Consider the following 21,386-nt stretch of genomic DNA (forward strand, 5'->3'; position numbering starts at 1 on the left):
CTCCCCCATCGGACGCCTTGTCATGAGCCTGCTGTTTTCGCCCCACGCCGTGGGCCCGCTGACCTTGAAGAACCGCGTGGTGATCGCGCCCATGTGCCAATATTCGGCCGTCGAGGGCGTGCCCCAGCCGTGGCACGTGCAGCACCTGGGGCGGCTGGCCATTTCCGGCGCAGGGCTGGTCATCGTCGAGGCGACGGGGGTGGAGGCGGCGGGCCGCATCACGCCCGACGACACCGGCCTGTGGAACGACGAACAGGCGGCCGCCTTCGCTGCGATCATAGCGGGCGTGCGGACCTACAGCGACACGCCCATCGGCGTCCAGCTGGGCCATGCGGGCCGTAAGGCCTCGACCAGCGCGCCGTGGAAGGGCGGCGGGGCGCTGGCGGCGGACGATGGCGCCTGGGAGACGTTCGGCCCCTCGGCCCTGCCGTTCAAGGCCGACTGGCACACGCCGACCGAGATGAGCGAGGCGGACATGGATCGCGTGATCGCGGCCTTCGTGGCGGCGGCGCGGCGGGCCGAACGCGCCGGGTTCGACCTGGTCGAATTGCACGCCGCCCACGGCTATCTGTTGAGCGAATTTCTGTCGCCGATCTCCAACCAGCGGACCAACGCCTTCGGCGGCTCGGCCGCGAACCGAGCGCGCTTTCCGCTGCGGGTCGCCCAGGCCCTGCGCGACGCCTGGCCCACGGAAAAGGCGCTGGGCGCGCGGTTCAACGGCTCGGACTGGGTCGAGGGCGGTGTGGCGCTGGACGAGGTGACGGCCTTCGGCCGGGCGCTGCACGACATGGGCTATGATTATCTGCACCTGACGTCGGGCGGCAATGTCGCGCGGGCGGCCATTCCCGGCGACCAGCCGGGGTATCAGTTGTCTTTCGCAGCGGCAGTGAAGGCGGCGGCGCCCCACGCGGCGGTCATGGCGGTGGGCATGATCTTCGACCCGAAACAGGCCGAGGACATCGTGGCGTCGGGCCAGGCGGACCTGATCGCCATTGCGCGGGCCGCGCTGGACGACCCGCACTGGGCGCACCACGCCGCCGTCGCTCTGGGCGAGGAGGAGCGGCTGCCGGAACAGTATGCGCGGGCCGGCAACACGACGTGGCCGGGATACGGCCGAAGCGTCTAGCGCGTGTTGCTCTTCGTCAGGCCGCCGCAGCGACCGTCGGCGGCTTGTCGTCCCACAGCACCCGGGCGGCGGGCTGGATTTCGGCGTCGGCCGTCTTCTGCGGCCGTCCCAACAGATAGCCCTGCACCTCGTCACAGCCCTGGTCGCGCAGGAAGCTGAGCTGATCCAGCGTCTCAACCCCCTCGGCCAAGACCGGGATGTGCAGGCTTTCGCCCAGGGCCAGGACGGCGCGGATGATGGCGGCGGATTCCGGCCCGCCGTCCAGTTCGGACATGAAGGAGCGATCCAGCTTGATCTTGTCGAACGGGAAGGCGCGCAGGGTCGACAGCGACGAATAGCCGGTGCCGAAATCGTCCATGGCGATGGAGACGCCCAGCAGCTTCAGCTGGCGCAGAACGTGGGTCGTGCGCTCCATGTCGGTGATCATGGCCGTTTCGGTGATCTCCAGCTCCAGCCGCGACGGCGAAAGGCCGGTCTCGATCAGAACCTGATGCACCAGGCGCGGCAGATCGACGTGACCCAGTTGGACCGGCGACAGATTGACGGCGATCTTGTGCGGTTCGGGCCAGAGCGCCGCCTCGGCGCAGGCGGTGCGCAACACCCATTCCCCGATCGGCAGGATCAGGCCGTTTTCCTCGGCCAGGGGAATGAAGTCGCCCGGCGAGATGAAGGTCCCGTCGGGCTGGACCCAGCGCAGCAAGACCTCATAGCCGGTGATCGCGCCGGTATCGACGGCGGCCTGAATCTGCCAGTTCAGGCTGAATTGGCCTTGGTCCAGGGCCTCGCGCATCTGCTGGGCCATGCGCCGGCGGATGCGGACGGCCTCGTCCATCTCCTCTTCATAGAAGCAGACGTCCGTGCCCAGCGAAGCCTTGGCCCGGTACATGGCCAGGTCGGCGTCATTGATCAGGGTCGAAGTATTGTCGGCGTCGTCGGGCCACACGGCGATGCCGACGCTGAGACCGCAGGAGACCTCGGCGTGATCGAGAACGACGGGCGTGGTGACGGCGACGCGCAGGCGTCCGGCCAGGTCCAGCGCATCCTCGCGATGCTGGACCGGCACGACGGCGACGAACTCGTCCCCGCCCAGACGGGCCACGAACTCGCCGGGGCGCAGGGCGGCGCGCATCCGCTCGGCCACCCGGATCAGCAGTTGGTCGCCGGCGGCGTGGCCGTGGACATCGTTGACCTCCTTGAAGCGATCCATGTCCATGGCCAGAAGGGCCACCTTGGTCGCGGCGATCGGGTCGGACGTCTGGCGCGTCAGCCACTCCAGGAAGGACGAGCGGTTGGGCAGGCCGGTCAGGCCGTCGTTGCGCGCCAGATGGGCGATGCGACGCTCCTGCGCCAGGCGGGTGCGGAGATCGCGCACCGCATAGATCATGATGTCGCTTTCGACCGCGCGGCCGCCGTCGCGACGGGCGGCGATCTCCACCGGAATTTCTGCCCCAGCCGGGCCGACCAGACGCGACTGGGTCAGGCAGCCGACCTGAAGATGGGCCAGATCGGTCATCCACCGCGCCAGCGGCTCGCCGACCAGCGTGTCGTGATCGACGCCGACCAGATTGGCGAAGGCGGCGTTGGCGGCGAGGATCAGTCCGTCCTGTTCGACCACCATGCCGTCGACGCTGCCCTCCAGCAGCTGTTCCAGACGCGCCTTGGCCTGGACGCGAAACTGCAGGTCCAGAGCATAGGTGGCGACGCCCGTGCCCAGCATCATCAGCCCCACGGCCGCGACGGCGAAGGCCAGGACCACATTGGCGTTGTCGGCGGCGGAGGCGTCAATGATCGGCGCCAGGGGGATCACTGTCATGGCCGCCATTCCGGTGAAGTGCAGGGCCACAATGCCCAGAACCATCAGCACGACCGGCGCCGCCTTGCCCGGACGCCGGGCCAGGTGGAAGGCCAAACCGCCGAAGATCAGCGCCCCGGCGACGGAGGCGGCGACATAGATCGCAGACCAGTGGATGATCGCGTCCGTGGCGAAGCCGGCCATGCCCGTATAATGCATCGCCACCACCGTCAGGCCGAACAGCACGCCGCCCAGTTCGGCGGACCCGCGCATGGCGCGCGAGGCGACCCAAAGGGCCAAGCCGCTGCCCAGCATGGCCACGCCCAGCGACAGGCCGGTCAGCAGCGGTTCGTAGTTGACGGTCGCGCCGGGCTCATAGGCGATCATGGCCACGAAATGGGTGCACCAGATGGTCGCCCCGGTCGCCACGGCGCCCATGAAGCTCCAGGCCAGACGGGTGCCCTTCTCGGCCGCGCGCAGACGGCGGAACAGACGGAAGGTGATGATCGACCCGATCAGACACAGGGCGGCGGCGAGCCCGACCAGCCAAAGGTTATGGTCGTCGGTCAGGCAGGTGAGGAAACGCATGAAAGCCAAGAACCGGGAAGGAAACAGCCCGGCTGATTAGCGCACGAGTTTTAACCAGACGCGCCCGAACAGGCTTAACGAAACCCTTCGCGCGGGGCGGTCAGGAGCGTGGAAGCTGGTAGGGGTTGTTGACGCTGACCGGCGCGCCGGGCGTCAGGCCCAGTTCCTGAAACGACCATTTCAGCTCGACCCCCTGGACCAAGTCCTGGCGGCATTTGTCCTCGTCGATGCGACGCAGGGTGATGACCGCCTGTCCGCCCTGCAGACTGACGATGGGGATCAGATCGTCCTTCTTGGTGCAGCCGTTGGAGCTGACCCAGAAGATGGCTTCGTCCTTGGTGAAGGTCGCGGCGTGGATCGGCTCCAGTTCGCCTGGCATGCCGCGCGTCGAGACGGTGGGTTCGGTCGTGGCGCAGCCGGACAGGACCGCAGCGCTGGCGGCGACGGCGCATAGGACGATGCGTGCGATGATGGAGCCGCTCAACCGACGACCTCCCCAGATCTCCAGGCCCGATGGCGTAGAGTGCGCCTGTTCGCCCGTGAAGGGAACAGGGCGAAAGACGAAGGGCCCCGGACGAATCCGGGGCCCTTCCAACTCAAACGGTCGAAACGCGACTTACGAGGCGTAGTATTCGACGACCAGGTTCGGTTCCATCTTCACGGCGTAAGGCACGTCCGACAGTTCCGGCACGCGAACGTAACGGACCGAGAACGAACGATCCGACAGTTCCAGATAGTCCGGCACGTCACGTTCCGACGACTGCTGGGCTTCCAGCACCAGCGCCATGTTGCGCGACTTTTCCTTCACGGTGACGACGTCTTCCGGCTTCACGCGGTAGGAGGCGATATCGACCTTCTTGCCATTGACCAGGACGTGGCCGTGGCTGACGAACTGACGGGCGGCCCAGACGGTGGGCACGAACTTGGCGCGATAGACGATGGCGTCCAGGCGCGATTCCAGCAGGCCGATCAGGTTTTCCGAGGTGTTGCCCTTGCGGCGAGCGGCCTCGTCATAGGTCTTGGCGAACTGCTTCTCGGTGATGTTGCCGTAGTAGCCCTTCAGCTTCTGCTTGGCCTTCAGTTGCAGGCCGAAGTCGGAAACCTTGGATTTGCGACGCTGACCGTGCTGACCGGGGCCGTAGGAACGCTTGTTGACCGGCGACTTGGAGCGGCCCCACAGGTTTTCACCCATGGCCCGGTCGATCTTGTACTTGGCGCTGTGGCGCTTGGACATTCTATTCTCTTTTCGACGATGCGGCCCGGCATCCCTGGATTGGGAATGCGATCTCAACGGCGGTCCACGCATCTTCCGTCATGACCGCGCCCGGCGGCGAACCGTCGGACGTGGAAGGCGGCGCTTATGGCCAGACGCGCCCACAGAGTCAAGGCGCGCGGGCCGTTAAGCACGATGGACGGGAACGAAGGCGCGATCCTCCGCCTTCTGTCTGATGACGCAACCGAGCCCTGCACCCGAACAAGGAGGAGTCGAATGCATCGCGAAGACAAGAGCTTCCAGACCGGCCTCTCCGAACAGGCGGTCGAGGCGCTGAAACGACAACTGGTCGACCTGGTCGAACCGCTGTCGGATGGTCAGCTGCTGGAGCTGGCCGACGGCATCCATGAGATGCTGCGCCAGCGCCGCATGGTGCGCCGCCACCACGCCGAGCGGATGCAGGATCTGATGCCGCCCGGCGTGGACCTGCTGGTCTGAGGCCTATTTGGAAGCCGACTGGGTCGATTGGGCTTCCGAGATAAACATGGCCCGGCCCTCGCGCGTGGCGATCTTGCCCAGGCCCGGGAACGGGAAGTGATAGGCGTAGATGTGGGCGCCGGAGTTGCGCAACGCCGTCACCTCGTCCAGCCGCGCCTTCTCGCCCGCCGCCTGATCGTCGTCATAGCCGACCTTCCAATCGGGATGTTCCACCGACAGAATCCAGTGATGCATCAGGTCGCCGGTATAGAGCAGTTGGTTCTGAGCATCGGCGATCAGATAGGCGACATGGCCCGGCGTGTGGCCGGCCGTGTCCTGGGCCGTGACGCCGGGCGCCACCTCCCCGCCGGGGTTGAAAGCCTGGACCTTGGGCGTGATGATCCGCACAAGATCGGCCATCTCGGTATTGGCGCGCAGAGAGGCCCATTCCGCCTGCGACATCCGAATGGCGGCGTTGGGGAAGGCCAGGGCGCCGTTCGCGACCAGACCGCCGACGTGGTCAGGGTGACCATGCGAGATCAGGACATCGGTGATGGCGGACGGATCGACGCCAGCGGTGCGCAGGCTCTGCATCAACTGGCCCTTGCCCTGACCCAGGCCGGTGTCGAACAGCATCGTCCGGGCGCCGTTTCTGACCAGCAGCGGATGGATTTCGAGCGTGATGGGATCGGCCGGCTGGCCGGCGGCGGTCAAGGGGGCGGCCACCGCCTGGGGCGTCAGGCCGACGCCGAACACCTTGTTGTCGTTCGGCACGGGGTTCTGGCCGTCGAACAGGGCGATGGCGTCCAGCCCCCCGATCTTGAAGCGATAGACCGGCTTCTCCGCCGGGGCCGCGACCGTCTGGGTCGGGTTGGGCGGGGCGGGATCGCCGGCCTTCTGCTCGCCGGCCGGCTGCTGGCAGGCCGCCAGGGTCAGGCAGGCCAGGGCCGCCCCCGTCATCATCATCCGCATCGCATTCGTCTCCGTTGGAATGAGATGAATCGAAAACGCCCGCCGGAGGTTCCGGCAGGCGTCGTCATGTCTCGATCTGGGGCCGGCTTTACTTGGCGGCGGCGTACAGTTCGTTGACCTTGTTCCAGTTCACCACCGTCCAGAACGACTTCAGATAGTCTGCGCGGCGGTTCTGATATTTCAGATAGTAGGCGTGTTCCCAGACGTCCGCGCCCAGGATGACCTCGCCGCGTTCGTCCACGACGTCCATCAGCGGGTTGTCCTGGTTCGGGGTCGAGGTGATCTTCAGCTTGCCGTCCTGAACGATCAGCCAGGCCCAGCCGGAGCCGAATTGGGCGGCGCCGGCGGCGTTGAAGTCTTCCTTGAACTTGTCCATCCCGCCCAGATCGGCGTCGATGGCGGCGGCGAGGTCAGCCGACGGTTCGCCAGCCTGATCGGCGGGGGCCAGCAGTTCCCAGAACAGGCTGTGGTTCCAGTGGCCGCCGCCGTTGTTGCGAACGGCCTTGGGCGCGGTGGAGATGCTGGTGAAGATTTCCTCCAGCGACTTGCCCTGCAGGCTGGCGTCGGCGTCGACGGCCTTGTTCAGATTGTCGACATAGGTCTGGTGGTGCTTGTCGTGGTGGAAGGTCATCGTCTCCTTGTCGATGGCCGGCTCCAGCGCGTCATAGGCGTAGGGCAGCGGGGGCAGGGTGAAGGCCATGGAGAGCTCCTTTTTCCGACAGTCTTGATGGGCGACACATAGGCGCCCGTTCGTGAAACCCAAGCGACAAAGCCCGGATTCGTTCCGACTTATCGGTCCCTAAAGGTCAAGCTGGCAAGTTCGCCTTCAGACAGTCGCGCACGGCCCGCTTCAGATCGCCCGGCGCATTGGGTTCATCCACGCCCTCGGCCGCGAAGACCGCGCGCACGGCGGCGTCCAGACCCTTGGGCAAAGCCTCGATCACACGCTTCTGACCCTTTTCGTGCAGGCAGAAGCCCACCTCGCGGCACAGGGCGGAAAACATCGGTTCGTAGGCGTCGAGAGCGTTCATGCCGCCCCTCTAGCATCAGGGAAGAAGCCGTGACAGCCAGTGCAGCAGGTTCAGGGCGAACTGCTGGTCATCATGACCGGACGTGTTCAATCCCATGAGGCGCGGCGCCCGCCCGTCCGAGAAACGCAGCATCTGCGCCGTCAACATGCCCGCCTCGCCCAGGACCACAACGCGCCCAGCCCCGAAAGCGAACGCCAGTCCCTGCGCCGACAAGGCGGGACGCGCCATTTCCATCGTGACAAGTCCTGCATTCTCACCGGCGCGCAGACGGTCACGGATCGCCTGCAGCGTGGTCAGATCAGGCGCTTCCAACGCATCGTCGCTCATGGCCAGAAGGACTGTGGCTGATCGTGGTCCGCTAATAGACTGCCCCGTGAAGGTCCGCACCAAGCCTATAGCTTCGGAAGGCGTGCGCCCGCGCATGATCGGATGATCGCCCAAGGCCGGCGAAGGAAAAACGAGATTGGTCGTCAGGTCCGCCCCGGCGAGTTGAAAGGCGTACCCCTTGCCCATGCTCACGCCGAAACGGCGGCCCAGCGCTTCCGCCGCAGCGCCGTAAGGCGCGTGATCGACCGCAAGAAGCAGCGCACCGCCCTGTTCGACCCAAGCCGCGACCGCCTGAATTTCCTCCTCTGAGAACGCCGACCCCATCCGCTGGGACGACGAAAGACGAGGATTGGAAATGACCAGAATGTCGGCGCCGTGAAGGGCGCCTGGAGCGTCGAAACCTTGGCGCAAGGCTTCCACCCTATAGCCGTCAGCGCGCGCCAGCGTGGCGAAACCCGCATATCGGCCCGCCACGGTCTGGAGGGTGTCATGCGCCTCGTCGATCAGAATAACAGGCCCTGAAGCGGGGGCGTAGCCAGGCGACGACAGCTCTGGCCGCCAGTCGAGATCAGGCGCCTGTTCCTGCGCCGCGACATTCCGCGGCCAGGCCGCCAAGGCGGCGAACCCGACAAGAAGGCTGCGCCGCTGCACCGATCAGCCCTTCAGACGCCGCGCATGGAAGGCCACATGGTCGGCGATGAAGCTGGCCATGAAGAAATAGGAGTGGTCATAGCCCGGCTGCATCCGGATGGTGATCTTCTGGCCTGTCGCGTCGGCGGCGGCCTGCAGCAGTTCGGGCTTCAGCTGGTCGGTCAGGAAGCTGTCGGCGTCGCCCTGGTCGATCAGGATGTCGTCGTACACGTCCTTCCCCGCGCCGGACGCCATCAGTTTGGCGGCGTCATGCCGATCCCATACGGCGCGATCGTCCCCCAGATAGGCCGTGAAGGCCTTCTCGCCCCACGGCACGACCGACGGCGACACGATGGGCGCGAAGGCCGAGACAGAGCGAAACAGGTCGGGATATTTCAGCGCCAGGGTCAGGGCGCCATGCCCGCCCATCGAATGGCCCGAGATCGCGCGTACGCCCGTCGTCGGGAACTCGGCGTCGATCAGGCGGATCAGTTCGCCGGCGACATAGGATTCCATGCGGAAGTTCGGCGCCCACGGCGCCTCGGTCGCATCGATGTAGAAGCCCGCGCCCTGCCCCAGATCATAGGCCGGATCGTCGGCGACCCCTTCACCACGCGGGCTGGTGTCGGGGGCCACGATGATGACCCCATGCTCGGCGGCGGCGCGATAAGCCCCGGCCTTGGTGGTGAAGTTGTCCTCGGTGCAGGTCAGGCCCGACAGCCAGATCAGGACAGGAAACGGCCCCTCTCCGCCCGGAACGAAGACCGACAGGGTCATGGGCGTGCCGGTCGTCTCGCTGTCGTGCTTCAAATAGCGAAGGGTTCCGCCGTGGACGATGTGCGTCTTGGTGGTTTCAAAGGTCATGCGATCGATTCCGGAAAATTCAACAAGCGAACATCCATCCCCTCAACCACGCCCAGCTTTCGAGCCAACTTGAGGTCGGCTGTGACGAGCGGCACACCGCGCCGCCGCGCCATCACGGCATAGAGGCAGTCAGTCATGGAATGGTTCAGGTCGCAGGCCATGGCGAAGGCCTCAGGGATCAGGCCTCGGTGATCGACCAGGTCGACCACCTGCGGGATAAGGGCCAGGTTCTCTGCCGCCGACGACGACTGCAACTCGCCACGGACGACATATCGGCGGAAGACGTTCGCCACTTCGATCAGCATCAGATCAGGCGCAACTGTGGAAGCGTAGGTCCTACGCGCCTGAATCGCCGCGTCAGCCAAGGGATCATCCACGAACCATTTGACGATGACGCTGGCGTCGAAGACCGCGCTCACCGATCACGATCTTCGCGGATCAGGGCCGTGGAGTCGAGCGACGAGCCCCTCGTCTGCTCACGAGATCGACGGGACGCTTCCTCGAAGCGGGCCTCGACATCCATGGCTTCGCGCGCCGCCATATCCCTGAACTTCTGCTCCAGGGATATGTTCTGCGCCTTCGCCATCACCTTGAGGCGGGCGACGATACGATCATCCAGATCACGCACGAGAACCTGAGCCATACGCTTATGATAGCGTAGCGCTAGCATAGAGGCAAGCTCGTCACCCCTCGCGGTGCATGGCGCAAATCTTGTTGCCCGAAGGATCGCGCAGATAGGCCAGAACCATCGGGCCGTAGGGTCCGTTGCGTTCGCCCGGCGGGTCTTCGATGGCGCGGCCGCCGGCGGCGACGCCCGCGTCGTGGAACGCCTGAACCGCCTCGGCGTCCTTGGCGAAGAAGCCGATGGTGCCGCCATTGGCGTGGCAGGCGGGCTCGCCATCGATGGGCGCCCCAACCGCGAAGGCGCCCAGCCGCGTCCGCCACCAGTAGCGCCCCTTCGGGTCAGGCCCCTGCCCCGGCCCGACGCCAAGCGCGCCAAGCGCAGCATCGTAGAACCGACGCGACGCTTCGATGTCGTTGGCGCCGACGGTGACGTGTGTGAACATGGCGAGCCCTCCTGATCTGTGGCCGGCTAACGATAGCCATGACCGTTTCTTTTGACAACGAGCCCCATCACCAGGGAACGGGCTGACCCTCGCGGTCCAGATAGCGCAGGCCCGGACGCCCTCTCTGGCCCAGGATCACCTCGACCAGTTTGGGAATGCTGTCCTCGATCGTATAGGGCGCATCGGGGCCGCCGAGATCGGTCTTTATCCAGCCGGGCGCCAGCAACAGCAGGGCGCGGGGGTCGTCGGCGTGTCGCGCGGCATAGCTGCGCATCAGCATGTTCAGGGCCGCTTTCGAAGCGCGATAGGCGTCCAGCCCGCCGCCCTTGTTGCTGGCGAGGCTGCCCTGCCCCGAGGACATGACGCCGATCACCCCGTCCTCCGCGACCTGGCCGCCCAGCGCCTCGACCACCTGTAGCGGCGCCCAGGCGTTGATGGCCATCAGGCGAGTGAAGTCATCAAGCGAGGTGGCGGCGATGGAATCGGGCGCATCGGCCACGCCCGCATTGACGAACAGACAGTCGAACCTTCGATCCGAGAGCCGGTCCGAAAGCGCCCTGACTTGGGCGCCGTCCGCGATGTCCAACGCCTCGATTTCTAGCGCCGGATGGTCGGCCGCCAGGGCGTGCAGGGGCGTTGCAGAGGACCGGACGGTGGCGACGACGGACCAGCCCAGCCCCAGGAAGGCCTCGGCCAGGGCCAGGCCCAGCCCCCGCGACGCCCCGATCAGCAGGATGGAGCCCCTCGTCGCCCCTGCCATGGTCAGAACACCACGACGCTGCGGATGCTCTTGCCCTCGTGCATCAGGTCGAAGGCCTTGTTGATGTCTTCCAGCCCGAAGGTGTGGGTGATCATCGGGTCGATCTCGATCTTGCCGTCCATGTACCAGTCGACGATCCTGGGCGTGTCGGTACGGCCGCGCGCGCCGCCGAAGGCCGAACCGCGCCAGACGCGGCCGGTCACCAGTTGGAACGGACGGGTGGCGATCTCCTTGCCGGATTCCGCCACGCCGATGACCACGCTCTCGCCCCAGCCGCGGTGGCAGGCCTCAAGCGCCTGGCGCATGACGACGGTGTTGCCGGTGCAGTCGAAGGTGTAGTCCGCGCCGCCGCCGGTCAGTTCGACCAGATGGGCCACGACGTCAGGCACATCCTTGGGATTGACGAAATGGGTCATGCCGAAGCGACGGCCCCACTCCTCCTTGTCGCCATTGATGTCCACGCCCACGATCATGTCGGCGCCGACCATCTTCAGCCCCTGGATGACGTTCAGGCCGATGCCGCCCAGGCCGAAGACCACGGCGTTGGCGCCCGGCTCGACCTTGGCCGTATTGACCACGGCGCCGACGCCGGTGGTCACGCCGCAACCGACGTAGCAGGCCTTGTCGAACGGCGCGTCCTTGCGGATCTTGGCCAGGGCGATCTCGGGAAGAACCGTGTAGTTCGAGAAGGTCGAGCAACCCATATAGTGGGCGATGGCCTGGCCCTTGTAGGAGAAGCGGCTGGTGCCGTCGGGCATCAGGCCCTTGCCTTGTGTGCCACGGATCGAGGTGCACAGGTTGGTCTTGCGCGACAGGCACGACTTACACTGGCGGCATTCGGGCGTGTACAGCGGGATGACGTGATCCCCAACCTCGACCGAGGTCACGCCCGGCCCCACCTCAACCACCACGCCCGCGCCTTCGTGGCCCAGGATGCTCGGGAAGATGCCCTCCGAGTCCAGACCGTCCAGCGTATAGGCGTCGGTGTGGCAGATGCCGGTGGCCTTGATCTCGACCAGCACCTCGCCCGCGCGCGGCCCTTCCAGATCGACCTCGACGATTTCGAGGGGACGTTTGGCTTCGAACGCAACGGCGGCGCGGGTTTTCATGATCTCAGGTCCTCTGGAGCCCCCATCGCTCGCCGCGCGGCGGCTCGCTGCTTGAGGGGGATTTGGTGCGTTACTACGCCCGTTAGAGCGCGGTCGAAACGGCGACAAACGCAAAACATTATTGCTGAACGGGGATAATCGTGCACGATCATCCGCATGAGCAGCCGCTGGGACGGGATCGACGAGTTCACCGCCGTGGCGGAGCAGGCCAGCTTCTCCGCCGCCGCCAGACGGCTGGGCCTGTCCACATCCGCCGTAAGCCGCGAGATCGCGCGCCTGGAGGATCGGCTGCAGACGCGGCTGCTGAACCGCACGACGCGCCGGGTCGAACTGACCGATGCGGGACGCGACTTCCTGGCCCGCTGCCGCCGCCTGATCGACGAGCGTGACGAGGCCCTGGCCGCCGTCCAGCCCGACGACAGCGCCCCGCGCGGTCTGTTGCGGATGACCTGTTCGGTCTCCTATGGCGAACGGTTCGTGGCCCCGGCGGTCAACCGCTTCGCCCGCGCCCATCCCGAACTGTCCATCGAACTGGACCTGGACAACCGTCTGCGCGACCTGGTCGGCGACGGCTATGATTTGGCGATCCGGTTCGGCCATCTGACCGATTCGCGCCTGATCGCCCGCAGGCTGGCGTCGCGGCGGCTGATCCTGTGCGCCAGTCCCGACTATCTGGCGCGGCGAGGGGCGCCGCGCGATCTGTCCGAGATCGCCAGCCATGACGGACTGCTGGGCTCATCCGAACACTGGCGTTTCACCGAGGGCGGGCGCGAGGTGACCCTGCGCCCGACCGGCCGCTGGCGCTGCAACTCGGGCGCCGCCGTGCTGGATGCGGCGCTGCAGGGTCTGGGCTTGTGCCAACTGCCGGACTTCTATGTGGCCGAGGCCCTGGCGTCGGGCGCCCTCATGCCTGTCCTGCCCGACCATCGACCGCCCGACGAAGGCGTCTGGGCCGTGCATCCCCATCCGCGCCACGTGCCGCCCAAGGTGCGGCTGATGATCGACTGGCTGCGCGCCAGCCTGTCGGTCCGGGCCTGAGCGCCTATTGCGCGGCCTCGTGCGCCTGCACGCGCGACCGGATGTCGGCCAGCACCCCATCCAGTTCAGCCCGATCCAGCAGGCGTCCGTCCCGCACCACCGCATTGATCCGGCGCGTGGCGGCGATGTCGGTCAGCGGGTCGGCGTCCAGCACGATCAGGTCCGCCGCCTTTCCGGGCGCGACCGCGCCGTAACGGTCGCTGACGCCCATCAGGGCCGGGCCGTTGATCACCGACGCCTCCAGCGCCTCACGCGGGGTCAGACCGTTGGCGACGTAGAGGGCCAGTTCGTCGTGCAGCGAAAAGCCGGGATAGTTGAATGAATTCAGGAAGCCCGCGTCCGTCCCCGCCAAGATCCGCACCCCGGCCTCACGCAGCAGGGGCAGGGTCTTCAGGGTCGTCGCCTCGACCTGATGGCGCGCCTGGACCTGTTCGGGCGTCGCGCGGGCCGCGCGCTCAACCCGCCATCCATAGGTGCCGCGAATGCCCGGACCAATATAGGCCAGTTCGGGGTCGCGGCTGTGGTCGTCGCGGTCCAGCCAGGCCAGGGTCGACGATCCATGCTGGGTGGGCGAGGCCATGACGCCCAGTTCGGCCAGGCGGCTATAGACGCGGCGCGCCGTGGCGGGATCGAAGGTCGCGGCATAGCGGGCCATGGCCTCGGCATAGGTGTGGCGCCCGGCCAGATAATCCGCCGAAATCGCCGCCTCGTCGCGCGATCCCGCCTTCATCAGATAGCTGAGGTGTTCGATGGTCGACAGGCCGGCCTCTGCGGCGTCCAGCACCGTGATTCCCATAGGAATATGGCCCGAGGTCTTCATGCCCCGCGCCTTGGCCTGACGCACGGCGTAGAGGAATAATTCGGGCTTAAGGGTGCTGTCGGTGATCTTGACGAAATCCACCTTCAGACCCTGCAGACGGTCCAGGGCCGCGTCGACATCAGCCTCGCCGCCGACCTCGATCACGCCTTTCCAGACCGGCGCGATCCCCTCGATCTTTGGACCGGAGGTGAACAGGCGCGGCCCGATCGGGCGCGGCGGCGCCGCCCGCCAGTCCAGCACCGTCTGAGCCAGGTCGCCCGCCGCATCCCGCACGGCGACCACGCCGTTGGCGACATAGAGGGGCAAGAGGTCGGCGTTTTCGTCCTCCAGACCCGCGCCGCCGAAATGGACATGGTTGTCCCACAGTCCGGGCATCACATAACGGCCCGCCGCCTCATAGGTGCGGGCGGCGGTGAAATTCTGCGCCGCCTCGGCGTCCGGCGTCACGGCGAAGATGTCATGGCCCCTCACCAGGACCGTCTGGCCGGGCGTGACCTGTCCGGTCTTCACATCAATGACATTGGCCGACCGTATCATCAGATCGACGGTCTGAGGCGCTGCAACAGCAGGCGACGGCAGGCCGCATGCCACAACGGCGCTGGCGGCGAGAGCGGACATGAAGGTCAGAATCTGGCGCATGATTGGCTATAGAATCGGTCTTCAGCCTCGCCAAGGCGAAGCCGTCGTCGTCCCCAGCCGGAAACCTGCATGAACCTCGTCATCCTCACCGGCGCCGGCATCTCGGCCGAGAGCGGCGTGCCGACCTTTCGCGCATCGGACGGGCTGTGGTGCGGACACAGGGTCGAGGACGTCGCGACGCCGGAAGGTTACGCCGCCGACCCGGCCCTGGTTCAGGACTTCTACAACCAGCGCCGTCGCCAATTGGCCGAGGTTGAACCCAACGCCGCCCATCGCGCCCTGGCCGATCTGGCGGCGCGCTGGGAGGGGGATTTCATGCTGGTGACCCAGAACGTCGACGACCTGCACGACCGCGCGCACGAGGCGGCGCCCCCCGCGCCGGGATTCGAACTGATCCACATGCATGGCGAACTGCTGAAGGGGCGCTGCACCCGGTCGGGCGTGGTCAGCGACTGGCCCGGCGACATGGCGGCGGACGAACCTTCGCCGGATCACCCGCAAGGCCGCATGCGGCCGCACATCGTCTGGTTCGGGGAAACGCCGCTGCACATGGATCGGATCGAGGCGGCGCTGGCGGCGTGCGACCTGTTCGTGTCGATCGGCACGTCTGGGGCGGTCTATCCGGCGGCGGGGTTCGTGCAGGCGGCGCGCCACGCCGGGGCCCGGACGGTGGAGATCAATCTGGAGCCGACCGCCGGGGCGCGCCTGTTCGACGAGGGCGTCTATGGGCCGGCGACTGTCGCCGTGCCTGGCTTCTTCGACGGTCTGTAGACACGAAGACGGCGGCCGCTGCGAAGCGGCCGCCGTTCCAATGTTCGGCGCCGAAGCGGATCAGGCCAGGACGACGATGGTCACGCGGCGGTTCTGCGACCGGCCTTCGGGCGTATCGTTGGAGGCCACCGGCTGTTCCTGACCATAGGAGATGGTCGCCATACGGTTCAGGGCCACGCCCTGACGGTTCAGGAAGCGACGCACGGCCTCGGCGCGCTGTTCGCCCAGTTGATCGTTATGCTGGGGCGTGCCGGTCGCGTCGGTATAGCCCTGGATTTCCAGATAGACGTTGCGGTTCTCGCTTTGCAGGCGCTGGGCGAACTGGGCCAGACGTTGCTCGGCTTCGGGCGACAGGGCCGCCGCGTCGGTGGGGAATTTCACGGAGTCGTCGGACAGCACCACCTGATAGAGGAACTTGCCCTCGGCCAGCTTGTGGGCGTCGTTGGCGCGCTGAAGCGCCTGGCCCGCCGTGCCTTCGACCGTGGTCACGCGGTTGTCGACGACTTCGACCTGATCACGCACGAAACGATGGCTGGCGCAGCCGCTGGCCGCAAAGCCGAGGGCGATGAGGGCGCCGCCGACGACCGCCGTCCTGAGTTTCGATCTGCTCAAGTTCTGTCTCCTTCTTGCCGGGGGCGCCACGCCCAGTTCATGCGCCAGATGAAAATGGCGTAGGCTGAAAGGCGGAGTAATGACGTGCGTTGGGCAGGAAGATGTCAGCTTGACCATAAGCGAACGGGCGCATTTCAGCGATTTTCGCCAGATCATGGAACCGGCGGGCGAGATGCGACGTTGGTCCGCCGACGGCCATGCCGGAGGGCGGGCCGACTAATCTCGACGAAACCTGAAACGTCGCCCGGTTGTATTGGGCCTGCGCCTCTTTCCTGACGCGCCCGAATGTTTTCAACGGGGCGTCGTGATTTTTTACAGGCGTTTCGTTGCGATGACCATGCGACCAAGGCTGTCGGCCTCATCACGGATCGGCGATTGAGACCGGCGCGGACACGGCGATGGGCGCTGGCGGCGACGCCGATTCTGGCGGCGCACCTGGGCCTGGGTCTGTTGATGACCGGGCAGCCCCCGACCACGCCCGAGCTTTCGGAGCCGCCGTTGGTGATGGTGGAGCTGGTCGATCCGCCCCTGCCGCCCCTGCCGCCCCTGCCGCCGCCGCCGCCGCCCGCTCGCGTGATCGCGCCCCAACCGTCGCCCAAGCCGGACGCGCCAGCCGCCGCCGCGTCCGCCGCACCGCCCAGACCCGCGCCGCAGCGTCGCCCGCCGGCCGTGGCGGCGGCCCGGCCGCGCCCGGTCATGGTCAAGCGCCCGCCCGACGTCGAACCGCTGCACGTCGCCCCCGCCCCGCCGGGGCCGCCCCTGCCCCTGCTGGGTCCGGCCGAGATCGCGGGGGCCCTGACCGTGGGCGCGGGGCCGGGAGGCGGCGGCGGTCAGGGCGTCGGCGCGGGCGTAGGCGCCGGGCCGGGCGGCGCCGGAACAGGGCGCGGCGGCGGATCATGCGACATGGTGCGCTGGGTCCAGGATGCGGTGCGGGACGACCAGGACGTGCGCCGCGCCGTCATCGACGCCGCGCAGCAGATGAACGCCTCCGGTCGCGCCATCCTGGTGTGGAACGGCGACTGGCTGCAGAGCCGAAACCAGTCGGGCAAGGGCCTGGCCGGGGTGCGCCAGGCCATCGCCCTGGAGGTCGCCTTCGCCCCGGCCGAATGCAAGGCCCAGCGCATGACCGGCCTGGCGGTGTTGAAGCTGGAAGACCGCCCCGGCGGCGCGCAACTGGCTTTGGGCAAGGGCAACTGGCGCTGGTCGGACCTGTTGGGGGCGGGTTAGACCGCGCGCGGCCCGACCAGGATGATCCCCGCGCCGACCAGGCAGACCAGCCCGCCCAGCACGTCCCACCGATCAGGCGGCGTCTTTTCGATCACCGCCATCCAGATCAGCGAGGCGCAGATATAGACGCCGCCATAGGCCGCAAAGGCCCGCCCCGCCGCGTCGGTGGGGATCAGGGTCAGCAGCCAGGCGAACGCGATCAAACAGACGACGCCCGGCGCCAGCCACAGCGGCGAACGCTCCAGCTTCAGCCACGCCCAGAAGGCGAAACAGCCGCCGATCTCCGCCAAGGCCGCAAGGGGATAGATGAGGATCGGCGTCATGGGCTTTTCCTACGCCGTCTTTTCCCCCTCCGTCATCCTCGGGCTTGACCCGAGGATCGGATTGTCCGCACGCAAATCGCCGGTGGGATAACCGACGCCTGTCACACCCGATCCTCGGGTCAAGCCCGAGGATGACGGAGGAAGAGGAGGGGCGATCCCCTATTAGTCCGTCTTTTCCTTCGCCGCCCGCTCGGCCGCCAGCTTGGCCAGCACCCGGCCGCGACCGCGCGACAGGGCGTGGATGGCGCCGCGCATGGTGGCGACTTCCTGTTCGGTGAAGGCGGCGCGGCCCAGCATGACGCGCAGGTTCTGGCTCATCGAGCGTTTCTTCTCGGGCGGATAGAAGAAGCCGCCGTTTTCAAGCTCTTCCTCCAGATGCTCGTACATGCCGACCAGCAGGGCGTTAGACGCCGGCGGTTCGCTGTCGCGGAAGCGGGGCGGCGGGGCGTCCAGGATCAGGGTGCGCCATTCATAGGCGTTGATCGCCACGGCCTGGGCCAGATTCAGCGAGTGATGTTTGGGATCAATCGGAATGGTGACGATGCCGGCGCACAGGGCGATGTCGGTCGTCTCCAGACCGGCGCGCTCGCCGCCGAACAGGAGGCCCGTCTTCAGGCCCGAGGCGGTGTCGTCATAGAGAACCCGGCCAGCTTCGCGCGGCGTGCGGACGGGCTGGCGTGTTTCGCGCGGGCGGGCGGTGGTGGCGAAGACGGTGTTCAGGTCGGCGATGGCTTCGGCGACGGTCGAGAACACCCGCACCCCATCCAGCACCCAGTCGGCGCCCGAGGCCGTGGCCCAGGCCCGTTCTTGGGGCCAGCCGTCGCGAGGGCTGACCAGGCGCAGGTCCGTCAAGCCGAAGTTGGCCATGACCCGCGCCACGGCGCCGATGTTCTCGGCCATCTGCGACTTGTCGAGGATGACGGCGGGGGGTGTGAAGTCGGACATGGGCGCTGCTTAACGCCTCGGGCCACGCTCGCAAAGCACCCCTCTTTTTCGTCATCCTCCGGCAAGCCGCGCAGCGGCGCAGACCGGGGGGATGATGAAAGTAAGGGGGCTCAGTCCTCGCCCACCATGGCGATCCAGGGGTCGGCGGTTCCGGCCTCGACCTCGGCGACCTTGACGGCGGGCCAGCCTATGGAGGCGCTGCCGGACGCGGTCCAGGCGGAGACGATGAAGTCGCGCAATTCGCCCGCGCCCGCCGCCAGGCGTTCGTTGACGAAGGCCGCGCCGCGCGGGTCCTGATCCTTGAACCCGCCCGCCTTCTCCAGGCGGTAGAAGGGGATCACCGTGCCCAGGGTGGTCTTCAGATAGGCGACGGTGCGCGTCTTGGGATCAAAGCTGTCAAGCCGGGCGGCCGGCATGGCGGCCTCGATGGCGTCCAGGCGCGCGACGCGGGCGGTGAACTCGCCCTCGAACAAGGCATGGGTCTGACGCGAGTTGGTGAAACCTTCCGGGTTCGGGAAATCGCCCCAGCCGTTGAAGTGAATGCTGGTGTGGTGCGGCTGAGAGCCGTCGCCGACGTAGTGCCCCATGACGCCGATGTCGCGCAGGATCAGGGCCTCGCGACGCAGGCGGTCGGCGCGGTACCAGGCCTGGCGCTCCATGTTCGTCTCGCGCTTCTCGGCGGCGTTCAGCACGCGCCAATAGGCGAAGTCGCGGCCCAGCTGCTGCCAGCCGTCGATCATGGCGTAAGGCAGATATCCGGCGTCATTGACGCTCAGGCCAGCCTTGGTCAGCGCGGTGTCGTATTCGGATTTGAGGCGCGGCAGGTCGTCGATGCTCATGCCGCGCTGGTCAAAGACGCGGCCCTGGTCGTCCAGGTCGATGAAGTGGGCGGTGTCGCGCTCGCGGTCGTGGGGCTGGCCGGCGCCCTTCCAGCGATCGGGCTCGCGCGCCAGCTCGCCCACGTCGGCGATGGCGGACGGCGTGCGCAGGAAGGCGGGCAGATCGTCCGGCAGGGCCCGCATCGCCGCCACCCCGATCAGACGGTGGCCGGTGTTGCCCCAGGCGGTGACGGTGATGGCGGGCGCGACTACGGCGAGCATGGCCACGGCGGCGATGGCGAGACGTTTCATGGGGAGCGACCTCGAAAGACGGGAACGGCTCGCTCTAGCGCATCGTCACGCGCGCCTCCAGCCGCGTCAGGCGTCGGCGGTTTTTACAGGCGCAGGGGGCCCGGCCTCGTCCTCGTTAAGCAGACGGCCTTCGCGGCGGGGCTTGATGTAGGGCGCGGGCTGAGGCGTCGGCATATTGCCGCGCATCAGTTGGCGACCGGCGGTGACGCCGCCGGTCAGCTGCAAGTCCAGACGGGCGTCGTCGCGGCGGCGCACGTCGCCGATAGTCTCGGCCGCCTCACGCTCGTCCAGGCCCAGTTCGACCAGGGCGCGTTCGCCGAACTTCAGGGCGGATTCGAAGGTCTCGCGAATCTGGTAATCAACCCCCGCCTGGATCAGCCGTATCGAATGGCCCCGGTCGAAGGCGCGAGCCATGATCCTGGTGGTCGGGAACTCGGACTTGACCAATTCGACGATGCGGTCGGCGGCCTCGGGCTTGTCGACGCAGACCAGGACGATCTCGGCCTCTTCCGCGCCGGACGCCCGTAGAGTGTGAAGCTGGGTGCCGTCGCCATAATAGACCTTGAACCCGAACTGAGAGGCGGCCTGGATCATCTCCACGTCGTTTTCGATGATGGAGACGTCCACGTCGCGGGCCAGCAGAGGTTGGGACACCACCTGGGCGAAACGGCCGAAGCCAATGATCAGCACCTGGCCGCGCAGGTCCTTGGCGAAATCGACGCCCTCGGCGCTTTCGGCGTCCTGGACCGGATGGGGCGACAGCCGTGCGATCAAGAGCGAGGTCAGGGGCGTCAGGGCCATCGACAGGATGACCACCGCCGACATCATCGCCCCGATCCGGGCGTCGAACAGGCCGGCGGCGACGGCGGCGCCGTAAAGGACGAAGGCGAACTCGCCGCCTTGCGCGAACAGGCCGGCACGCTCGACCGCCTCATGATGCGGGGCTCTGAACAGGCGCGCGATCGCATAGATGCCCACGCCCTTGACCAGCATGAAGGCCACGACGCCGCCGATCACCAGCCGCCAGTCGGCGACCACCACCGACACGTCCAGCGACATGCCGACCGACAGGAAGAACAACCCCAGAAGGATGGCGCGGAACGGCTCCACATCCGCTTCCAGCTGATGGCGGAAGGTGGATTCCGAGAGCAGCACCCCGGCCAGGAAGGCGCCCATCGCCATGGACAGGCCGCCCAGCGACATGGCCCAGGCGGCGCCCACCACCACCAGCAGGGCGGCGGCCGTCATCACCTCGCGTCCGCCGTACCGCGCCAGAAGGCGGAAGATCGGATTGACCGCATACCGGCCCGCCAGCAGCACCCCGCCGACCGCCGCGAGGGCGAAGCCGATGGTCTGCCACAGGGGCGGTGCGTGTTCGGCGGCGCGGCCGGTCAGCGAGGCCAGGACGGCGACGATGGCCAGCAAGGGCACGATGGCCAGGTCTTCCAGCAGCAGGATGGACACCGCGCGCTGGCCCGGCCCGCCAGCGATCTCGCCCCGCTCCTCCAACATCTGCATGATGACGGCCGTGGAGGACAGGACGAAGCCCATGGCCCCCACGAAGGCGACCGAGGGCGAAAAGCCGGCCAGCATGGCCGTGCCCGTCAGGATCAGACCGCAGAACAGGACCTGCGCCGCGCCCAGGCCGAAAATCTCCTTCCGCAGCCCCCACAGCCGTTTGGGCCGCATCTCCAGCCCAATGATGAACAGGAAGATGACCACGCCGAACTCGGCGACATGCAGGATGGTCTGGGGCTCGCGGAACAGTTTCAGGCCGAAGGGGCCGATGGCGAGGCCCGCCGCCAGATAGCCCAGCACCGACCCCAGGCCGATGCGTTTGAACACCGGCACGGCGAGCACGCCTGCCGCCAGCAGGGCCGCCGCCGCGCCCAGATCCAGTCCCGCCGTCGCTTCGGCCATCGCGT

The 21,386-nt window shown here is 67.3% G+C and carries 25 protein-coding genes; 5 read left to right on the top strand and 20 right to left on the bottom strand.

Annotated elements, in window-relative coordinates; all coding sequences use genetic code 11:
* Nucleotides 1-22: 22 nt before the first annotated feature.
* Complete coding sequence (locus ACYX4P_RS16210; protein WP_248118136.1) at nucleotides 23-1,126, top strand: oxidoreductase; 1,104 nt, start codon at nucleotides 23-25, stop codon at nucleotides 1,124-1,126.
* A 16-nt stretch (nucleotides 1,127-1,142) separates the two neighbouring features.
* On the opposite strand, the gene ACYX4P_RS16215 is transcribed toward ACYX4P_RS16210, so the two are convergent.
* The 3 genes from ACYX4P_RS16215 to rpsD form a co-directional block, all read right to left on the bottom strand.
* Nucleotides 1,143-3,506, bottom strand: coding sequence for a bifunctional diguanylate cyclase/phosphodiesterase (locus tag ACYX4P_RS16215; protein WP_248118138.1), 2,364 nt, complete (start codon nucleotides 3,504-3,506; stop codon nucleotides 1,143-1,145).
* A 100-nt stretch (nucleotides 3,507-3,606) separates the two neighbouring features.
* The gene (locus ACYX4P_RS16220; RefSeq protein WP_248118139.1) at nucleotides 3,607-3,990 is read right to left on the bottom strand and encodes a hypothetical protein; all 384 of its coding nucleotides are present in this window, start codon (nucleotides 3,988-3,990) and stop codon (nucleotides 3,607-3,609) included.
* Nucleotides 3,991-4,122: 132 nt separating this feature from the next.
* On the bottom strand, nucleotides 4,123-4,740 hold the full coding sequence (gene rpsD, locus ACYX4P_RS16225; protein ID WP_017504690.1) for a 30S ribosomal protein S4: 618 nt from the start codon (nucleotides 4,738-4,740) through the stop codon (nucleotides 4,123-4,125).
* A 255-nt stretch (nucleotides 4,741-4,995) separates the two neighbouring features.
* Here rpsD and ACYX4P_RS16230 point away from each other — a divergent pair, with 255 nt between their 5' ends.
* A complete protein-coding gene (locus ACYX4P_RS16230; protein ID WP_248118141.1) occupies nucleotides 4,996-5,217 on the top strand; it encodes a hypothetical protein in 222 nt (73 codons plus the stop codon).
* A gap of 3 nt (nucleotides 5,218-5,220) precedes the next feature.
* On the opposite strand, the gene ACYX4P_RS16235 is transcribed toward ACYX4P_RS16230, so the two are convergent.
* From ACYX4P_RS16235 to ACYX4P_RS16280, 10 genes are all read right to left on the bottom strand, one after another.
* Nucleotides 5,221-6,168 (bottom strand): MBL fold metallo-hydrolase, encoded by a 948-nt coding sequence (locus ACYX4P_RS16235; RefSeq protein WP_248118142.1) that lies wholly within the window; start codon nucleotides 6,166-6,168, stop codon nucleotides 5,221-5,223.
* An 88-nt stretch (nucleotides 6,169-6,256) separates the two neighbouring features.
* Complete coding sequence (locus tag ACYX4P_RS16240; protein WP_248118144.1) at nucleotides 6,257-6,868, bottom strand: superoxide dismutase; 612 nt, start codon at nucleotides 6,866-6,868, stop codon at nucleotides 6,257-6,259.
* Nucleotides 6,869-6,974: 106 nt separating this feature from the next.
* A complete protein-coding gene (locus ACYX4P_RS16245; protein WP_248118146.1) occupies nucleotides 6,975-7,199 on the bottom strand; it encodes a hypothetical protein in 225 nt (74 codons plus the stop codon).
* A gap of 15 nt (nucleotides 7,200-7,214) precedes the next feature.
* Nucleotides 7,215-8,177, bottom strand: coding sequence for a DUF4350 domain-containing protein (locus ACYX4P_RS16250; RefSeq protein ID WP_248118148.1), 963 nt, complete (start codon nucleotides 8,175-8,177; stop codon nucleotides 7,215-7,217).
* A gap of 3 nt (nucleotides 8,178-8,180) precedes the next feature.
* Entirely contained in the window at nucleotides 8,181-9,020 is an 840-nt protein-coding gene (gene fghA, locus ACYX4P_RS16255; protein WP_248118150.1) for an S-formylglutathione hydrolase, read from the bottom strand.
* Entirely contained in the window at nucleotides 9,017-9,439 is a 423-nt protein-coding gene (locus ACYX4P_RS16260) for a type II toxin-antitoxin system VapC family toxin (RefSeq protein ID WP_248118152.1), read from the bottom strand. The genes fghA and ACYX4P_RS16260 overlap by 4 nt, the downstream gene beginning before the upstream one ends.
* Nucleotides 9,436-9,648, bottom strand: coding sequence for a hypothetical protein (locus ACYX4P_RS16265; protein WP_248118154.1), 213 nt, complete (start codon nucleotides 9,646-9,648; stop codon nucleotides 9,436-9,438). Before ACYX4P_RS16265 ends, ACYX4P_RS16260 begins: the two co-directional genes overlap by 4 nt.
* A 55-nt stretch (nucleotides 9,649-9,703) precedes the next feature.
* The gene (locus tag ACYX4P_RS16270; RefSeq protein WP_248118156.1) at nucleotides 9,704-10,087 is read right to left on the bottom strand and encodes a VOC family protein; all 384 of its coding nucleotides are present in this window, start codon (nucleotides 10,085-10,087) and stop codon (nucleotides 9,704-9,706) included.
* A 67-nt stretch (nucleotides 10,088-10,154) separates the two neighbouring features.
* Nucleotides 10,155-10,847 (bottom strand): SDR family NAD(P)-dependent oxidoreductase, encoded by a 693-nt coding sequence (locus ACYX4P_RS16275; RefSeq protein WP_248118157.1) that lies wholly within the window; start codon nucleotides 10,845-10,847, stop codon nucleotides 10,155-10,157.
* 2 nt (nucleotides 10,848-10,849) lie between these two features.
* The gene (locus tag ACYX4P_RS16280) at nucleotides 10,850-11,956 is read right to left on the bottom strand and encodes an S-(hydroxymethyl)glutathione dehydrogenase/class III alcohol dehydrogenase (protein ID WP_248118158.1); all 1,107 of its coding nucleotides are present in this window, start codon (nucleotides 11,954-11,956) and stop codon (nucleotides 10,850-10,852) included.
* 156 nt (nucleotides 11,957-12,112) lie between these two features.
* Between ACYX4P_RS16280 and ACYX4P_RS16285 the strand changes: the two genes are divergently transcribed.
* Complete coding sequence (locus tag ACYX4P_RS16285) at nucleotides 12,113-12,994, top strand: LysR family transcriptional regulator (protein WP_248118159.1); 882 nt, start codon at nucleotides 12,113-12,115, stop codon at nucleotides 12,992-12,994.
* Between the two features lie 4 nt (nucleotides 12,995-12,998).
* Here ACYX4P_RS16285 and ACYX4P_RS16290 read toward each other — a convergent pair whose 3' ends face one another.
* Nucleotides 12,999-14,453, bottom strand: a complete 1,455-nt coding sequence (locus ACYX4P_RS16290) for an amidohydrolase family protein (protein WP_248118160.1) — start codon at nucleotides 14,451-14,453, stop codon at nucleotides 12,999-13,001.
* A gap of 69 nt (nucleotides 14,454-14,522) precedes the next feature.
* Between ACYX4P_RS16290 and ACYX4P_RS16295 the strand changes: the two genes are divergently transcribed.
* The gene (locus ACYX4P_RS16295; RefSeq protein WP_248118161.1) at nucleotides 14,523-15,224 is read left to right on the top strand and encodes an NAD-dependent deacylase; all 702 of its coding nucleotides are present in this window, start codon (nucleotides 14,523-14,525) and stop codon (nucleotides 15,222-15,224) included.
* Between the two features lie 60 nt (nucleotides 15,225-15,284).
* Here the strand turns inward: ACYX4P_RS16295 and ACYX4P_RS16300 are convergent, their stop codons facing one another.
* Both ACYX4P_RS16300 and ACYX4P_RS16305 read right to left on the bottom strand, forming a co-directional pair.
* Complete coding sequence (locus tag ACYX4P_RS16300) at nucleotides 15,285-15,836, bottom strand: OmpA family protein (RefSeq protein ID WP_248118162.1); 552 nt, start codon at nucleotides 15,834-15,836, stop codon at nucleotides 15,285-15,287.
* A 37-nt stretch (nucleotides 15,837-15,873) separates the two neighbouring features.
* Nucleotides 15,874-16,131, bottom strand: a complete 258-nt coding sequence (locus ACYX4P_RS16305) for a hypothetical protein (RefSeq protein ID WP_312572956.1) — start codon at nucleotides 16,129-16,131, stop codon at nucleotides 15,874-15,876.
* An 80-nt stretch (nucleotides 16,132-16,211) separates the two neighbouring features.
* Between ACYX4P_RS16305 and ACYX4P_RS16310 the strand changes: the two genes are divergently transcribed.
* Nucleotides 16,212-17,063: a hypothetical protein gene (locus tag ACYX4P_RS16310; RefSeq protein WP_248118163.1), complete on the top strand. Its 852-nt coding sequence runs from the start codon at nucleotides 16,212-16,214 to the stop codon at nucleotides 17,061-17,063.
* Here the strand turns inward: ACYX4P_RS16310 and ACYX4P_RS16315 are convergent.
* The 4 genes from ACYX4P_RS16315 to ACYX4P_RS16330 all read right to left on the bottom strand — a co-directional run bounded on the left by ACYX4P_RS16315 (nucleotide 17,060) and on the right by ACYX4P_RS16330 (nucleotide 21,381).
* A complete protein-coding gene (locus tag ACYX4P_RS16315; RefSeq protein ID WP_248118164.1) occupies nucleotides 17,060-17,386 on the bottom strand; it encodes a YnfA family protein in 327 nt (108 codons plus the stop codon). The two genes, ACYX4P_RS16310 and ACYX4P_RS16315, sit on opposite strands and share 4 nt — an antisense overlap.
* A gap of 162 nt (nucleotides 17,387-17,548) precedes the next feature.
* Nucleotides 17,549-18,331, bottom strand: a complete 783-nt coding sequence (locus tag ACYX4P_RS16320; protein WP_248118166.1) for an RNA methyltransferase — start codon at nucleotides 18,329-18,331, stop codon at nucleotides 17,549-17,551.
* Between the two features lie 110 nt (nucleotides 18,332-18,441).
* Nucleotides 18,442-19,461: a phospholipase C/P1 nuclease family protein gene (locus ACYX4P_RS16325; RefSeq protein WP_248118169.1), complete on the bottom strand. Its 1,020-nt coding sequence runs from the start codon at nucleotides 19,459-19,461 to the stop codon at nucleotides 18,442-18,444.
* Between the two features lie 66 nt (nucleotides 19,462-19,527).
* A complete protein-coding gene (locus tag ACYX4P_RS16330; RefSeq protein ID WP_248118171.1) occupies nucleotides 19,528-21,381 on the bottom strand; it encodes a monovalent cation:proton antiporter-2 (CPA2) family protein in 1,854 nt (617 codons plus the stop codon).
* Nucleotides 21,382-21,386 lie beyond the last annotated feature (5 nt).

Source organism: Brevundimonas sp. ABV4_179, from assembly GCF_056311945.1.

What these genes read in the sequence shown, in the direction of transcription:
- ACYX4P_RS16210 (WP_248118136.1), top strand. Translation starts at nt 23, where the DNA reads ATGAGCCTGCTGTTTTCGCCCCACGCCGTGGGCCCGCTGACCTTGAAG.
- ACYX4P_RS16215 (WP_248118138.1), bottom strand. Translation starts at nt 3,506, where the DNA reads ATGCGTTTCCTCACCTGCCTGACCGACGACCATAACCTTTGGCTGGTC.
- rpsD (WP_017504690.1), bottom strand. Translation starts at nt 4,740, where the DNA reads ATGTCCAAGCGCCACAGCGCCAAGTACAAGATCGACCGGGCCATGGGT.
- ACYX4P_RS16230 (WP_248118141.1), top strand. Translation starts at nt 4,996, where the DNA reads ATGCATCGCGAAGACAAGAGCTTCCAGACCGGCCTCTCCGAACAGGCG.
- ACYX4P_RS16235 (WP_248118142.1), bottom strand. Translation starts at nt 6,168, where the DNA reads ATGCGGATGATGATGACGGGGGCGGCCCTGGCCTGCCTGACCCTGGCG.
- ACYX4P_RS16240 (WP_248118144.1), bottom strand. Translation starts at nt 6,868, where the DNA reads ATGGCCTTCACCCTGCCCCCGCTGCCCTACGCCTATGACGCGCTGGAG.
- ACYX4P_RS16245 (WP_248118146.1), bottom strand. Translation starts at nt 7,199, where the DNA reads ATGAACGCTCTCGACGCCTACGAACCGATGTTTTCCGCCCTGTGCCGC.
- fghA (WP_248118150.1), bottom strand. Translation starts at nt 9,020, where the DNA reads ATGACCTTTGAAACCACCAAGACGCACATCGTCCACGGCGGAACCCTT.
- ACYX4P_RS16270 (WP_248118156.1), bottom strand. Translation starts at nt 10,087, where the DNA reads ATGTTCACACACGTCACCGTCGGCGCCAACGACATCGAAGCGTCGCGT.
- ACYX4P_RS16275 (WP_248118157.1), bottom strand. Translation starts at nt 10,847, where the DNA reads ATGGCAGGGGCGACGAGGGGCTCCATCCTGCTGATCGGGGCGTCGCGG.
- ACYX4P_RS16280 (WP_248118158.1), bottom strand. Translation starts at nt 11,956, where the DNA reads ATGAAAACCCGCGCCGCCGTTGCGTTCGAAGCCAAACGTCCCCTCGAA.
- ACYX4P_RS16285 (WP_248118159.1), top strand. Translation starts at nt 12,113, where the DNA reads ATGAGCAGCCGCTGGGACGGGATCGACGAGTTCACCGCCGTGGCGGAG.
- ACYX4P_RS16290 (WP_248118160.1), bottom strand. Translation starts at nt 14,453, where the DNA reads ATGCGCCAGATTCTGACCTTCATGTCCGCTCTCGCCGCCAGCGCCGTT.
- ACYX4P_RS16295 (WP_248118161.1), top strand. Translation starts at nt 14,523, where the DNA reads ATGAACCTCGTCATCCTCACCGGCGCCGGCATCTCGGCCGAGAGCGGC.
- ACYX4P_RS16315 (WP_248118164.1), bottom strand. Translation starts at nt 17,386, where the DNA reads ATGACGCCGATCCTCATCTATCCCCTTGCGGCCTTGGCGGAGATCGGC.
- ACYX4P_RS16320 (WP_248118166.1), bottom strand. Translation starts at nt 18,331, where the DNA reads ATGTCCGACTTCACACCCCCCGCCGTCATCCTCGACAAGTCGCAGATG.
- ACYX4P_RS16325 (WP_248118169.1), bottom strand. Translation starts at nt 19,461, where the DNA reads ATGAAACGTCTCGCCATCGCCGCCGTGGCCATGCTCGCCGTAGTCGCG.
- ACYX4P_RS16330 (WP_248118171.1), bottom strand. Translation starts at nt 21,381, where the DNA reads ATGGCCGAAGCGACGGCGGGACTGGATCTGGGCGCGGCGGCGGCCCTG.